This window comes from Rhodococcus sp. ARC_M6, assembly GCF_022810305.1.
Classification (GTDB): Bacteria; Actinomycetota; Actinomycetes; order Mycobacteriales; family Mycobacteriaceae; genus Rhodococcus_F.
This window is the reverse complement of record NZ_JALGQH010000057.1, coordinates 1-14927: the sequence shown is the minus strand read 5'-3', so window position 1 is coordinate 14927 and position 14927 is coordinate 1. Positions and strand designations below refer to the sequence as shown.

The 14927-nt window shown below is 60.3% G+C and carries 12 protein-coding genes; 8 read left to right on the top strand and 4 right to left on the bottom strand.

What is annotated here, in order from left to right; translation table 11 throughout:
- Window positions 1-95: 95 nt before the first annotated feature.
- The 3 genes from MTX36_RS29235 to MTX36_RS29225 all read right to left on the bottom strand — a co-directional run bounded on the left by MTX36_RS29235 (window position 96) and on the right by MTX36_RS29225 (window position 3007).
- Window positions 96-635, bottom strand: a complete 540-nt coding sequence (locus MTX36_RS29235; RefSeq protein WP_243623161.1) for an IS200/IS605 family accessory protein TnpB-related protein — start codon at window positions 633-635, stop codon at window positions 96-98.
- A 173-nt stretch (window positions 636-808) separates the two neighbouring features.
- Entirely contained in the window at window positions 809-1120 is a 312-nt protein-coding gene (locus MTX36_RS29230) for a hypothetical protein (RefSeq protein WP_243623159.1), read from the bottom strand.
- Window positions 1121-1546: 426 nt separating this feature from the next.
- Window positions 1547-3007, bottom strand: coding sequence for an NAD(P)/FAD-dependent oxidoreductase (locus MTX36_RS29225; RefSeq protein ID WP_243623158.1), 1461 nt, complete (start codon window positions 3005-3007; stop codon window positions 1547-1549).
- A 408-nt stretch (window positions 3008-3415) separates the two neighbouring features.
- On the opposite strand from MTX36_RS29225, the gene MTX36_RS29220 reads away from it, so the two are divergent.
- Window positions 3416-4732 (top strand): ferric reductase-like transmembrane domain-containing protein, encoded by a 1317-nt coding sequence (locus tag MTX36_RS29220; RefSeq protein ID WP_243623157.1) that lies wholly within the window; start codon window positions 3416-3418, stop codon window positions 4730-4732.
- A gap of 337 nt (window positions 4733-5069) precedes the next feature.
- Here MTX36_RS29220 and MTX36_RS29215 read toward each other — a convergent pair whose 3' ends face one another.
- Window positions 5070-5291: a phosphotransferase gene (locus MTX36_RS29215; protein ID WP_243623160.1), complete on the bottom strand. Its 222-nt coding sequence runs from the start codon at window positions 5289-5291 to the stop codon at window positions 5070-5072.
- A 661-nt stretch (window positions 5292-5952) separates the two neighbouring features.
- Here MTX36_RS29215 and MTX36_RS29210 point away from each other — a divergent pair.
- From MTX36_RS29210 to dacB, 7 genes are all read left to right on the top strand, one after another.
- Window positions 5953-7119, top strand: a complete 1167-nt coding sequence (locus MTX36_RS29210) for a glycosyltransferase (RefSeq protein WP_243623156.1) — start codon at window positions 5953-5955, stop codon at window positions 7117-7119.
- Window positions 7112-8113, top strand: coding sequence for a GDP-mannose 4,6-dehydratase (locus MTX36_RS29205; RefSeq protein ID WP_243623155.1), 1002 nt, complete (start codon window positions 7112-7114; stop codon window positions 8111-8113). The genes MTX36_RS29210 and MTX36_RS29205 overlap by 8 nt, the downstream gene beginning before the upstream one ends.
- 58 nt (window positions 8114-8171) lie before the next feature.
- Complete coding sequence (locus MTX36_RS29200; RefSeq protein ID WP_243623154.1) at window positions 8172-8837, top strand: response regulator transcription factor; 666 nt, start codon at window positions 8172-8174, stop codon at window positions 8835-8837.
- A complete protein-coding gene (locus MTX36_RS29195) occupies window positions 8834-10174 on the top strand; it encodes a HAMP domain-containing sensor histidine kinase (protein WP_243623153.1) in 1341 nt (446 codons plus the stop codon). The genes MTX36_RS29200 and MTX36_RS29195 overlap by 4 nt, the downstream gene beginning before the upstream one ends.
- 64 nt (window positions 10175-10238) lie before the next feature.
- On the top strand, window positions 10239-12158 hold the full coding sequence (locus MTX36_RS29190) for a glycoside hydrolase (RefSeq protein WP_243623152.1): 1920 nt from the start codon (window positions 10239-10241) through the stop codon (window positions 12156-12158).
- The gene (locus tag MTX36_RS30400; protein ID WP_243623151.1) at window positions 12155-13105 is read left to right on the top strand and encodes a phosphatase PAP2 family protein; all 951 of its coding nucleotides are present in this window, start codon (window positions 12155-12157) and stop codon (window positions 13103-13105) included. The genes MTX36_RS29190 and MTX36_RS30400 overlap by 4 nt, the downstream gene beginning before the upstream one ends.
- Window positions 13106-13143: 38 nt before the next feature.
- Complete coding sequence (gene dacB, locus MTX36_RS29180; RefSeq protein WP_374230579.1) at window positions 13144-14520, top strand: D-alanyl-D-alanine carboxypeptidase/D-alanyl-D-alanine-endopeptidase; 1377 nt, start codon at window positions 13144-13146, stop codon at window positions 14518-14520.
- Window positions 14521-14927: the final 407 nt, after the last annotated feature.

Below are 14927 nucleotides of genomic sequence, written 5' to 3'. Positions count from 1 at the left end.
TCACCAGATTGGTGCTCCTTGTTTCTGGAATTTTTCAACTGTCGCAAGTCGAATTATCCCAGGTAAGGGCACCAATCTTTGTTGGTGACACGGGTTTACCGCGTATTACCGTGAAAGCCCGAGGCTAACTGGATGCCAGGACGGTGACTGCCATAGGCCGGTTGACCGGGCGGCCCAAAACTTTTCATGCCCGAGCGCGGCAATATTGCGGGCAGCATTGTGATCCGCATGCCCGGCCCACCCCACCCGCACTCTCCGCACACGAACACCGACTGACTGCGACGATTCCTCGCATCACAAAACCCACACTGCGAACAGGTACGGGACGTGTTACGCGGGTTGACCACCTGAACCGGGACCCCCACCGCCTCCGCTTTGCAATCTACGAAGTTGCGCAGTTGGGCGTAGGCCCACGAATGGACTTGCGCTCGTTGTTTCTTGGCCAGCCGTACCCGATCACGAATCCCCGACAGATCTTCTATCGCGATACCCCGGTCAGTGCGTTGCGCCCCAGCGACAATATTTTTCGACAACTGATGGTTGATGTCGGTGGCGAACCGTTGTTCCTTCCGTCGCCGAGTTTTCAGCTTCCGCTTCGCGGACTTCGTGCCGACCTTCTGCAACGCCGTCCGCATCACCTCCACCCAACCGGCCACTGGATCCTTTACCGGTACGGCCGGTGTCGGTGCTGGTTGGTCGACGGTGGCGTACAGATAGAACTGGCCGTCGCGGTAGACGAGGTCGGATTCGCCCTGACGGTCCGCAAGAAGTTTCCGCTGCCACGGCGCGCACACGAAGCGCGCACCCCTCATTCGGCCCGAGACCGTCCAGATCGACACGGTCGACGAGCCGAGTTGCCACGACAAGCACGATTGTCGAACGGCTGCGCCGCCAACGGCCGGAACCGAACCGCGGAATCAGCCATGCCCGCATACCGTTTCGAACCGGGTCGACCGTAGTTTCCGGCTTTGAGATTCGCTGTCCGGGTCTTGTAGGCGTCGGAGACATTCTTGATCACCCGGACCGCTGGTTGCGCCGACAAGCCGAGCATCTTGACCTGGCTGTACACCGACCCGTGCAGCGTGAAACGCCCGACGATCAGAAGATTGTTGAGCGACATCGGAAACAACGTCGGCGGCGGCATTGCAGGTGAGCAGGGTCCGCTTCAATGCTGCAGCTTGCTCATCGGTGACGGCGAGTTTGATCATCACGATCCGCTTCACTTTCACCACCGCCCCAAAGAGTGTTCGCACCGGACCCCACAACCCGATACGACAGATCATTGCAGTGGGGTCCGACACGAATCCGAATCCGACACTGTCGCTGTGGTGTCTACGTCCCACAAACAGCACGACACCCCGAACCAGTCACACCGGCACCCCGCGGTTTACTGCGCAATCCGGAGCGACTTCCCGCCTCAACGGTGCTCTGAAATCCCTCGGCATCATCATCTACGGCCTCTACTCATGTGCCATAGCCCGCTCCGCCAAGATGTAGTCCACCGGAAACACACCACGACCTCCGTCAGGAGGCCGTGGTGTAAAACTCAAGCTTGGAGCGTCGACTCCGCGTGGCGGTTGTACGGCACTGTCGCGATATGCGATTGCCGGGGAGTTCTCTTCGGTCGAGGCTCAACGCCCGCATCCTTCCGATCGCCGGCAAGGCTGTTTCGGAGGAATGATTCGGACGAGTCATCGAGAATATCGAGCCAGTCATCATGCAACGGCGGCGCGACGGTTCCGGTTAGCGTCGAGGCGTAACTTTGGTTCCGGTACCCCATGATGTCTTTCTTTTTATCGCGCTTCCAGTCTTCGAACAACTCACCCTGTTTTTCGACGTGAAATTCCGGGTAGTCGGTCTGGTCGACGAGGTCGCGAATATAGGCGGCCTGGAACTTGATTTCACTGGACGCAGTAGTCAGAGATTCCTCGCGCCCACGCCATTCCTCGATATCTTGATCCCGAAGATCATGATCAGGCAATTCGATACGACCGAGAATGACGTCCCGCGCATACCAAGCCTGTGCGTCGAACATGTTGAAAGTGAAGTACTGATCCTGCATTCCCAGATACATCAGTTTCGGATTGTCCTGAAAGAAAATTCCCTTGTAGATATCTCGTGGGTAAAGCCGGTTCTTGGTCTTCAACTTGAGATGGTCCGGCAGGAATGGGAAATGATGCTGGTAGCCGGTGCACAAAATAATGGCATCTACTTCGCGGGTACTGCCGTCCTGGAACGTGGCGACATTGCCCTCGAGCCCAGTAAGCAGGGGCACCTCAGAGAAGGCCTCCGGCCAGTCGTGTCCCATCGGGGCGGTGCGGTAGCTGAAGGTGACTTCTGAGGCCCCGTACTTGTAGCACTGAGTCCCGATGTCTTCGGCGGAGTAACTGCTACCCACCAGGAGCAGACGCTTTCCCGTGAACTCGCGGGCATCACGGAAGTCGTGGGCGTGCAGAACTCGTCCTGGGAACTGTTCCAAGCCGTCGAAGTCCGGTGCATTGGGCGTCGAGAAGTGCCCGGTAGCGACGATGACGTAGTCGAACTCGTTGGATTCGAGTTGCCCACGGTCATGATCCATGACCGTGACCGTGAACTTCTCGGTCTCGTCGCAATATGTCACCCCGTGGACGGCGGTATTGAAGCGAATGTACTTGCGCACATCGCTCTTCTCAACGCGACCCATGATGTATTCGAGGAGAACTTCACGCGGAGGGTATGAAGGAATTGGATGTCCGAAATGTTCCTCGAAGGAATAATCTGCAAATTCCAGACATTCCTTGGGCCCGTTCGACCACAGGTATCGGTACATACTGGCGTGGACTGGTTCGCCGTTTTGATCCAGACCGGTGCGCCAGTTGTAATTCCACATTCCGCCCCAGTCGCCCTGCTTTTCGTAGCACACTATGTCGGGGACCGAGCCAAGACCTGATTTCCGTGCAGATTCGAAGGCTCGCAACTGCGCGAGGCCACTCGGACCGGCTCCTAGAATCGCGATCTTTGGCGTCAAAGTAATCTCCCTATTTTGTTCGACATTTACCTCAGTATAACGAAGAAAATAGATCACTCGTGTACGGTGTCCGGACGCAAAAATTCTGTACATATTTTGTCTCGATATTTGCGGCAATATTTGTTCTAATCACGTGCCATAAATTTGTCCGAAAGACCTTGTAGCAAAGGCGCATTCGACCAAATTTTCGATCGAGCGGTCTACGGCAGTACGGGAGTCACCGCGGCCGGGTTGGAGCCGGACCGGTTCGATCGTTCGGTGCCGACGGCGACCCGGGCGACGCGCCAGAGCGATCCACCGTGTTCGAGCCCCGACAGGGACTGCTCGGGGTAGCGTCCGGATGGTCACTGCCGATGGTTCGGCGCCGAACCATCCTGCCCAGAACGACGAAGAAGGGCGTGTCCGATCATGACGCTGCTGTCACGGGGAATCGCCTGGATCGGGCTCTATCTAGCAGTGGCGGTGATTCCGCTGCTGTTCGCGGTACTCGGCCATTCCGGTCCGGGACGCGGTTTCCTTACCGAATTCTCTGTCGCCCTCGGCTTTATCGGGCTGTCGATGATGGGGATGCAGTTCGCGCTGGTCGCACGATTCCAGACGGCGGCCAAACCCTTCGGGGAGGACGCGCTGGTTCAATTCCATCGCGAGATTTCATATGTCGCTTTGGCGTTCATTCTCGCGCATCCGATCCTTCTGCAGGTTGCCGGAATCGACATCGTGGGCTTGCTCAATCTTGCGCAAGCCCCCTGGCGGGCACGGTTCGCGGTGACCTCGACAGTGCTGTTGCTGGTGCTCGTTGCCACCTCGATCTGGCGTCGGCGAATGAAGATTCGCTACGAGGTGTGGCAAGTGCTGCACGGGGCGGTCTCCGTACTGGTCGTCACGTTCGCGCTCGCCCATGTTTTTCTGGTCGGCTATTACGTCGACGATGCGTGGAAGAAATGGCTCTGGGCAATCATGACCTGCGCACTGATCTTCCTATTGTTGTGGGTTCGGGTAGTCAGGCCGATCATGCGATTGCGCCAACCCTGGAAGATCGAGTCCGTGGTCCATGAACGCGGTGACGCCGTCACGTTGACAATGGTCCCGATCGGCCATCAAGGTTTCCGATTCGAACCCGGTCAATTCGGCTGGCTCACCGTCGACCGCTCACCATTCTCGGTCACCTCGCACCCGTTCTCCTTTTCGTCCAGCGCTGAGAACGGGACTGCGATATCAATGACCATCAAATCGCTCGGCGATTTCACCTCTACCGTCGGAACCATCTCCCCTGGCACCCCGGCCTATCTCGACGGACCACACGGTGTCTTCACACCGGACCGCAATGACGGCCCGGGTTTCATTCTCATTGCGGGCGGAGTCGGAATTACGCCGATGATGAGCATTCTGCGCACCATGGCTGATCGCCGAGACAATCGGCCCTATCTGCTCTTTTACGCCAGCAACTCGCTCGACGACATCACCTTCGACGAAGAACTCATCGAACTGAAGCTGCGTCTGAACCTGACAATCGTCCATATCTTGAGGACACCACCTGCGGATTGGACCGGCGAACAAGGGTTCCTTGATCGCGACGTGCTCGCCCGCCATCTCCCCGACCATCATGAGCGTCTGCAGTACTTCGTCTGTGGGCCGGGCCCGATGCTCGATGCCATCGAGAATGCGCTCACCGAACTGGGAGTTCCGGCGCCACATTTGCACACCGAACGATTCATCTTCGTCTGATCGGAGTTTCCATGCGTCACGTATACACCACCCGCGCCGTCATACTCATCACGCTCTTACTTCTCGCAGCGTCCGTCGCCTTCGGTCTGGCGATGGCCTGAGCTGAACCACATCAGTGTTAGGGTGATTTTTGTCGCGCGAGTTGTGGATTGACATCCACCTCGCGCCTTTGTCGTCCAGGGGCGCGTCTGGATCTGTCGATGCACTAGCCGAAACATCACCGGCAGGTGCTCCGGACACCAACGCGCACAATCTTTCCGCTTAGGTTAAGTCACTCCTCGCTCTCGGCAGTGCGACCGAGGTGCGCAGCCTGTGACCGAACAATATAGCCGCTCCGTCAGGAAGGAGTGCAGCCACGGGCCGCGGGGTCCCACGCCGGATCGCCGGCGAACATGTCACCGAAATCGATCGCGCCTGAGGGTGTCCCGTCCGAGACGACGACGTTCGCTGGATGGAGGTCGCCGTGTCTCGACCGCGCCGCGCCGACCGACGGAGAGTAGACCTTCGTTCGCCACCTCGACGGGGTAGCGAATACCGTGGTGCAATGACACTTGAGCAGGATGTACTGGCTCCCGCCACGCGGAACATAGCCGACACACTCGGAGTCCCCCGATCAACCCTGTACCGCAACGTCAACTAGGCGGTTGGTGCACAGCACTTCTGAACATGGAATGTCAGAAGACGACTGCACGCGTTGCCGAAATCGCAGGTCACCGTGCAGTCGTCTTCTGAAACTGACAATCGGCCGCGAAATCGGCCGATTCGTCGACCGGATAAGGTCGTCTCCGGTCAACGCATGTGTCGGGAGACCCCCGCAACTTCTATATATGCCCCTGCGATCGGGTGAAACGTAATTCGGTGACAAACTGATCCAGCGCCGATGACAGCAAGTGAGCACACCGAGTTTGCCGAATCGCACCTTCCATAAACGTACGAAACTGGACAGATCAAGATCCAAAAGCTTTGCAGGAAAACAAGTTTGAAGAGTTCGGCACCGCATACGAATATCAGTTTGGCGCGCACCGAACGGGACGCTGAAAGACTCTCGGCACCCTAAGCTCGCCCCTCCAGTCGATCCGTCAGGCCATCACCGCAGGCCAGAGCGCAAAACGGTGCACCCAACACGATCTCGAAACTCGACACCACCACACCCGCACCGCGGCCAACTCCTTCCATCTGGCGCTAACAGAGTTCTAATCTCGCTCACGCACAGTGCCGGTATGACAAACGAACCGCGATCGACTCTTCGAGTCGCCATCGGAGCGGGTGGCACTGGTGGACATATCTATCCGGGACTCGCTGTAGCCGAGGCCCTATGTGAGTTTCCCGATGCCGATGTCGAGATCGACTTCTTCGGCGCGAAAGGCAGACTGGAAGAAACGCTTGTGCCCGCGGCAGGCTACCGACTGCACACTGCCGAGATCGAGGGCCTGACCGGTGTGCGCGGCAGTGCAAGAGCAGCGACACGACTGGCGCGAGCCGGCGTTCAGTGTGCGAGAACAATCCGCGAACTCGATATCGATGTTGTTTTCGGGACCGGCGGGTATCCCAGTCTTCCGATCGTGCTGGGTGCCCACCTCGCCGGTATACCGACATTGATTCACGAATCCAACGCCGTGCCCGGCCGGGCAAACCGACTGTGCGCGAACTTGTCTTCCCGGGTAGCAGTGGCATTTGCCGAGACTGCTCCGGCATTCAAGCGCAGTGAGGTTCGGGTAGTCGGAACCCCGCTGGTGAGGGAGATCGCCGACCTCGACAAGCATGCGCTCCGCGATCAGGCACGCGCCAGTTTCGGTGCGGCACCGGGACAGGCCCTCGTCATCGTCTGCGGTGGCAGCCTCGGATCTCGCCGGCTGACCGATACCGCACTCGCGCTGGCGCGCGAGTGGCGTGGCCGCCACAACATCCGCCTGGTTGTAAAGGCCGGGCCCGAGTACTTCACCGAGGCCTCCGCCGCTGTCGAAGACCTCGACAACGTACTTGTGTTGCCCTATTTGGACCGGATGGACTTGGTATATGCGGGCGCCGATGTCTTTGTCGGACGCTCCGGAGCAATCACCGTCGCCGAGATCTCCCATGTCGGGGTGCCCAGCGTCCTCGTGCCCTACCCGCATGCGATCGGTGACCATCAGCGACACAATGCTCAAGCTCTCGTGACTCGCGGCGGCGCCAGAATGCTGGGAGACGCCGATCTGACCACGACAAACCTGGCGAGCTCGATTGATGACCTTATCGGTGATCCCGCTAAACCTACGTCGGCAACCAATGCCGCTCTTGGACTGAATGACTCCGCACGAACAGTGGCGAACTGGCTACGACATCTTGCCACCCACAAACACGCAACGCATGCAGACATCAATACGCGAGTGAAGGAATCAAATGAGTGAAGTAATGCCGGTGAATGGATTCTGGTCCGGACGGAAGGTCTTGGTCACCGGCGGCGAAGGCTTCATCGGTAGTTCCCTGGTTGAGCAGTTGCTCGCGCAAGGCGCCCAGGTGCGGGTTCTCGCGCACTACAAGCCTTACGCGGAGGCAGGCTTTCTCTCGGATCACCTTGCCGATATCGAGATGATCGCGGGAGATGTGCGTGACAGCGGACAAGTCCTCGATGCCGCGGAGGGTATCGATACCATCTTCCACCTCGCGGCACTGATCGGAATCCCGTACAGCTACCAGGCACCCCAGACATATCTGGAGACAAATGTGCTTGGTACCCAGAATATTGTGGACGCTGCGCGGCGGCACGGCGTGCGAAGGGTTGTGCATACTTCGACGAGTGAGGTGTACGGAACAGCCCAGAAAGTACCCATATCCGAAACGCACCCGTTGCAACCCCAGTCGCCCTACTCCGCATCCAAGATTGCGGCAGACATGGTCGCGCTGTCATATTTTCACTCGTTCGATACGCCGATCTCGATCTGCCGACCGTTCAACACATTCGGCCCACGTCAATCGACACGTGCCGTGATCCCCGCGATCCTGCACCAGTTGCATTCCGGGGCAGACGAAATCGCCGCCGGCACGATGACTCCGACCCGGGACTTCACCTATGTCGAGGACACCGCTCGCGGCTTCATGGCGATCGCGGAATCCGAGCGCACGCTTGGTCGGACGTTGAATCTCGGTACCGGTCAGGAGATTTCGATCCGTGATCTGATCGATGTACTGATCGAGATCACGGGATCGTCGGCATCTGTTACCACCGAGAACTCACGTCATCGTCCGGCAGGCAGCGAAGTTCACCGACTGGTATCCGACAACAGTCGTGTGCGGGAGTTGACGAACTGGAGCCCGCAGATCTCCCTGCGAGAAGGCCTCATGCGCACCTCGGAGTGGATCAAAGCTCATCCGATCGCCGACCCACGCCGCTACCGCGTGTGATGCGTGACCTCACTGCGAGTGGTATCCCCATCGGACTCGAGTCAGGCACGATGGGTAAATGATCCTAGTCGTCGACGATGACCCGTCGGTCCGTGAAGCGGTGGTGACCACCCTCGAATCCGACGGCTACGAAGTGCAGGCAGTGTCCGACGGTGCGACCGCGCTCGCTACGGTCTCGGCGCAGTCGTTCGATGCGATGGTGCTCGACGTCATGATGCCGGGAATCGACGGCCTCGCCGTATGTCGAATCTTGCGTGAGCAGGGCAACCGGATCCCTATCCTGGTTCTGACGGCACGTTCGGAGGTAGGCGATCGGATCGCAGGGCTCGATGCGGGTGCAGACGACTACCTGCCGAAGCCTTTTGACATCGACGAACTCAGCGCGCGGGTACGCGCCCTACTTCGGCGGGCGGCACCACCGGAACCGGAGATGCAGTTCGGGGACCTTTCTCTCGATCCTGAAACTCGGCGCGGTGTCCGATCCGGTCGGAGCATGGACTTCACCGCGACCGAGTTTGCGCTGCTGGAACTACTCATCGCGAACTCCGGCCAGACGCTCACCCGCGAGGTGATCAACGATCGAGTGTGGGGGCAGGACTTCGGGCCTCAATCGAATTCCATTGCCGTATACATCAATTACCTCCGCACAAAACTGGAGGCGGGCGGCGAGTCACGCATTATTCATACGGTTCGTGGGATCGGATACCGGCTGGAGTTGCCGTGACGCGTACGCGACTGGCCATCCGAACCAGGATGGCCATCACCACGTCGATTGCAGTGGCTGCGGTAGTGCTCCTTTGCGCAGTGGGGGCGTACTGGATCTCGTCACGGGAGGTGTACCGAAGCCTCGACATCGGTCTCATCAGGGAGGCGACGGCGCTCCAACTGCGGATCGCCGGTGGCCAGGAGGTGGGCAGTGGCAACGAATGCGCCTATCTTTCCTCGCCGGCCTGCTTCGAGGTCCTTGACGCGACGGGTGAACCGACCGCCACGGACGAACCCGCCACGATCCTGCCGAAGCCCGGTGGGCTCGATGCCGTCCTCGACGGCGAGTCGGGGCCGTTCCTCGCGAACATCGACCTTGCGGGTCTACCCGGACGGATGTATGTGACACCGCTCAAGGACGGCGGTGCGCTCCTTGTCGGAGTCCGTGCCGATCAGCAACACCGAGCGCTCGACCGAATTGCGTGGTTGTTGGCGTTGCTGTGCGGTATCGGCATCATAATCAGTGCCACTCTCGGCTACGCGGTCGCCCGCTACACACTACGCCCGGTGGCCAGACTGTCCCGCGAGGCCGAAACTGTTGCGAAGGAACGGGATCCGAGCCGAAAGATCACCGTCGAGGGATCGGATGAGCTTGCCCGGCTCGGGGAGTCGATCAACACCATGCTCAGTGCACTGGATGACTCTGTCCAGTCGCAGAAGCGGTTGGTCTCCGACGCCTCGCACGAGTTGCGGACCCCACTGACGGGGATCATCGCGAACGCGGAACTTCTGGCACGAAGCGACAGGCTGACGGACGAACAGCAGAAACGGGTGCGGGCCGCGCTCGCTCGCAGTACTGCGGATATGCGAACGCTGATCGACAACATCGTCGATCTCGCACGGGGCGCCGAGCCTGAGACCGAAAGAGAGGACGTCGCGTTCGAGCGCGTCGTCGAGCGCGTCGTCGATGCGGCACGAGCACATTGGCCGGAGATCGACTTTCGTTGCACAACAAGTCCGTACACGATAGACGGCAACAACGAACGGCTCGCGAAGATGGTGTCGAACCTGGTCGACAACGCCGCCAAATTCACCCCGAACGGCGGTGTCGTGAACGTGAGCCTGGCAGGGGGTGTTCTCGCCGTCTCGGATAACGGACCCGGCATCGATGATGCGGACCTACCTCGGATCTTCGAACGTTTCTACCGATCACCACGCAGCCGAAGTACATCCGGCTCCGGACTCGGACTGGCCATGGCGCAACAGATCGCGCAGGCCCACGGCGCCTCGATCAGCGCGGGCAACAACCCCGACGGTGGCGCGGTGTTCACCGTGCACCTCCCCGTTTCCGAGTGAGCCGCTCGGGTGATCATCGCTCGCTCTGATCTTGTTCTAATGTTCGGCGCCTACCTTCCTGACCATGCGAACACAGGCATTGACATCTATATCGGTAGGCGCCGTGCTGGTCACACTTGCCGCAACAGGCTGCACCGCGAGAGCGACAGACTCCGAGGTACGGGTGGACGGAAACACCGTCACGGTGCAGATCGAGGGCGGTGAGGCCAGGATCGATCTCAACGACCTGAGCGTGGACAGCGAGATCGAGTTGTCTGCTGCCTCGGCGACCGACCTCGGATCTCCGGGCAAAGTGTCGGTCGAGAACGGCAGTGCCCGTTGGTCATACCCCGACCGCGGTCTCGACGTGAGCGCGGTTGCTCGTGCCGGCCGCCTGGTGATCGACCTGACCAGTTCCAGGGATCAACTCGTGTCATGGCCGGTCACCGGGGCCGGTGCGCGAGATCTACAACTGCCCCGAGGCGAGGGTCTGAGCATTCCTGTCGACGACGCATTTTGGAACAACCCCGATACCGGCTTGGTCGGGGACGGGCAGCGGTTGCAGGACCTGACGATGCCGTTCTGGGGGTTCAGTGCGGGTACCGTCGGCGCGAGCTATCTGGTGCCGACAGACCTGGGCACCTCGTTGAACTTCAGCTCGGAGGAGGGCCGACTGCTCAGCACCTCGACGCATGAGTTCAGCCAGCGAAAGGGCACCAATACGTACACGGTTGCCTTGTCGGTCACCGACGGATCACCGGTGGCTCCCGCCCAGGATTATCGCAAGCTCCTCGAGGAGCAGGGCGGACTGCGCACACTGCAGCAGAAGATTGCGGAGAACCCGGACACGGCCAAGCTGATCGGTGCCTTTCACGCCTACTTGTGGGGAGACGCGCGAACTCCCGAAGCGATACGTCAGCTCCATGACCTCGGTATCACGAAGATGTGGCTCGGCTACGACTCCGACGATCAGCCGATGACCCGCGAGGCCGTCGAAACTGCCACGAACTACGGCTTTCTCGTCGGCCCATACGACACGTTCGCCAATGCGCAGGACCCCTCCGGTGAGGTCGACAACCCCTCGTCTTCGTGGCCCGACGGGATTTGGCCCGACGCCTGTGTCATGGATGAAAAGGGTGACCTTGAAGGCGGATTCGGCGGACGCGGCTGTTACCTGAGCTCGGAGGCACTAGCTGCCGACCCAGAACTCCTTGCTGCTCGCGTCGCAGCGAAGGTGGAGAACGGCGTGAACAGCTACTTCCTGGACGTTGATGCCACAGGTGAGGTGTTCGACGACTACAGTCCGGACCACCGGATGACCCAGTCCGAGGACCGGCAGAACCGCGTCGACCGTATGAAGGTGATCGGCGAGAATCTGGTGCTGGGGTCGGAGACCGCCGCGTCGTGGGCTAATAGCGTTGTGACCTTCAGTCACGGGTCGAGCACCCCGGTGATGAACGGCCTCTGGAAAGCGGAACGAGACAAGGCGAACTGGGGTGCGTACTGGGGGACGAACGGCCCGGCCTTCTTCTTCAAGCCCGTCGAGCTCTCACCTGAACTGCGAACCGGCATGTTCGACCCGAAATACCGTGTGCCGCTGTATGAGACGGTGCTGCACGATTCGGTCGTCAGTACGGATCGATGGGAGTTATCCTTCAATAAACTGCCGGCCCAGCAAACTGATCGCGCCTTGTTGGCGATGCTGTACAACACCCCACTGAACTACACCTTGAATGCACAAACCATCGCGGAGGAAGGCCCGAGGATGGCGACCATGCAGAAGTTCTTCGCCACCCTGCAAGAGGCGGCTGGAACTGAGCCGATGACGGACTTCCAGTGGCTTTCCGACGACAGAATGGTGCAGCGCACCATCTTCGGGGACGGAAAGCTGGTGGTGACGGCCAACTTCGGCGACAGCGCGTTCGAGGACGCCGAAGTTGGCGGCATCGAACCGGGCTGCGTGAGTACATCAATTGGCGGCACGATCACGACGCTGTGTCCGTGAACGATTCCACCTCGATTGCGGTCGCAGTCGACGACAGAACACGGTGGCCGGCGATTGTTGTCGGTATGTCCTTCGCGATAGGTGCGGCCGCCGTGTTTCTTCTCTTGGTCGGCACCGCAACCGGTCAACGACTCGACCGGGCGATGTTTCAGGGCGCGAAGTCGGCGCAGCAGGGCGTGGCCCTGCCCGAGGTTCTTCGGCTCGACATCATGACCAATCCACTTCTGTGGATCATTGTTGCGGCAGCGATCTTGTTGACAGGGATCGTGATTCGTCGAACGCTCGCTGCACTGGCTGCACTGGCAGTTCCCGTCGTGTGCATAGTGGCAGCGCGAACGCTCCGTCGCGGAGTTCTGACCAGACCGCAACTCGATCAGGATGTCCCGTGGCCGATGGCAAATACATTTCCGAGTGGTCATGTTGCCGGCGCAATGGGTATCGCGCTCGCCCTGCTTTTGATCGCACCGTTGTGGCTGCGATTGGTCGGCGTCGTTCCCTGTGCGGTGTGGGTGACGCTGGTCAGTCGCGACATTATGGGCGAGGGATGGCACCGGCTCAGCGATGTCTCGGGATCGGTTTTGCTGGCCGCTGCGATCGTCAGCCTCGTCGCAGCCATGGTCGCGGTAGGTGGTCGCCGACTGGGAGGTGTGGCGCTGGTAGTCACGCTGGTGGGTGGTCCGATGGCAACGGTGATGATCGCGCTTGTCCTCGATCCACGTCCCTTCAGTATGCTTACCGGTGTCCTCGCCGTGGGAGTGTCGGTGCCGATGGTGGTGTTCGTATGCGTGATCTCTCGATCTGCGGCAGCTGTCTTGGTAATCGACCCCTGCGGGCGCCGCAGCACACAATCGGCGAGGTTCAGGTTGTCGTCGACAGAGCAGCAACGTGCAATGAGATCGACGACCGTCAAATCAGACCTACAGGAATGTAGGACGAGAACGCAGTAAGGCTGCATCGAATGGCTAGGAAACCGCGTCGCGGACCAATGACACATAAACGTCGGGCATCAATCCCGATCTGCGTCGTAACAGGCATGACGATAGCGGCGGCTGCCGCTGTCACGGTCGACCACTTCAACCCAGCCACTGGGATCGCCTCGACCTCGACCACGACGAGCCCCGCTCCGGCGCTAATTAAACCGGACCCAAAAATCACACCGGTGCCATCGGATGCGCCCAGCCCGAGTCCCGATGTGCTGGCAACGGTCCTGGGCCCCGCACTCGCAAACCCGGGACTAGGCGATCTGACGGGTCAGGTCACCGACGCCCACACCGGCGCAATACTCTGGCAACAAGCGGCGCACACCCCACAGACGCCAGCTTCGATCGTCAAAATCCTCACGACAACCGCCGCACTGCTGACACTGCCGACAGACCAACGAGTAACAACGCAGATCGTCCAAAGCACAGCCCCAGGCCAGTTGGTGCTCATCGGCGGCGGCGACCCGACACTGACCGCGGAACCCGTCGGCACGTCCGGTTACTACACGGACGCCCCACACCTCGACGATCTGGTCGACCAGATCCGGCGCTCCGGTGTGCCCGTAAGCAGCCTCGTCGTGGACAATTCACTCTTCACAGGCCCGACAATGGCCCAGGGATGGGACCCCGCCGACATCGCAGGCGGAAGCATCACCCCGATCGAGTCGATCATGCTCGACGGCGGACGCTTGAACCCATTCGCCGACTACTCGCCGCGCACGCCCACCCCTGCGTTGGACACCGGCCGCACCCTTGCCCAGCGTCTCGGCCTGGATCCGGCAGCGGTCACCGAAGGCGTCGCCCCGACCACCACGAAACCAGCGACGCCCGTGGCAGCCGTCCAGTCCGCTGCGCTCAGCACACGCTTACGCGATTTGATGGTGCACTCCGATGACGTGCTTACCGAAACTGTGGGATTCGAAGTGGCCGCCGCCCGCGGCTTCCCACCGACATTCGACGGCGCCGTCGCCGCCATTGATCAAGCGATGCAGGACGACGGATTTGATACCACCGGAACACAATTGAGCGACGCAAGCGGGCTTTCGATCGACGACCGACTCCCAGCCCACCTGATCGATCAGGTACTCGCAGCAGCCGCCGGAATCGGCAATCCCAAGCTCCGCCCTTTGCTGGATACCCTCCCCGTTGCCGGGGCAACAGGGACACTCGCCGATCGCCTTAACGCGCCGTCCGCTGGCGCCGGCTGGATCCGTGCGAAAACCGGCTCACTCTCCGGCGTCAGTTCACTCGCTGGAATCGTCGTCAACAACGACCAACGAGTACTCACATTCACACTCATATCCAACGACACACCACCCGAACAGGCCAGACCTGCCCTCGACGCGGTAGCAACAGCACTACGCGAATGCGGGTGCCGATAGACCCTTACGACTGCGGTACAGCAGGTTGAGCACTGCATGATCTGTCTAGCCCGCCGCCGCTGCGACGTCTCGTACGCCATGCTCAAGAACAAGAACTACTACTCAAATTCCCTCTCCCGCAGCAGCTTGACAGAAGCACAGGGACACCCCCGGATCGAAGGGGACTGTGGTATGCCTGTACGGGCAGGGCCAGTTCGACGGAACATTCGGGGCCCTACCCGCCGTATGACCGGAGTGGCGAGCGGAGCCGCTACTCCGACCGGTAGATCGCCGCCGCGATGGGACTGTCCCTAGCTCCTCTGTCAAGCAACTGCGTCGATGACCGCCAGTGACTGGTCTACGACCATGGCACGGAAGACGACATCGGAAAGTCGACGCTTGAGAACCCGAAGTGCTTCCATCCCTCC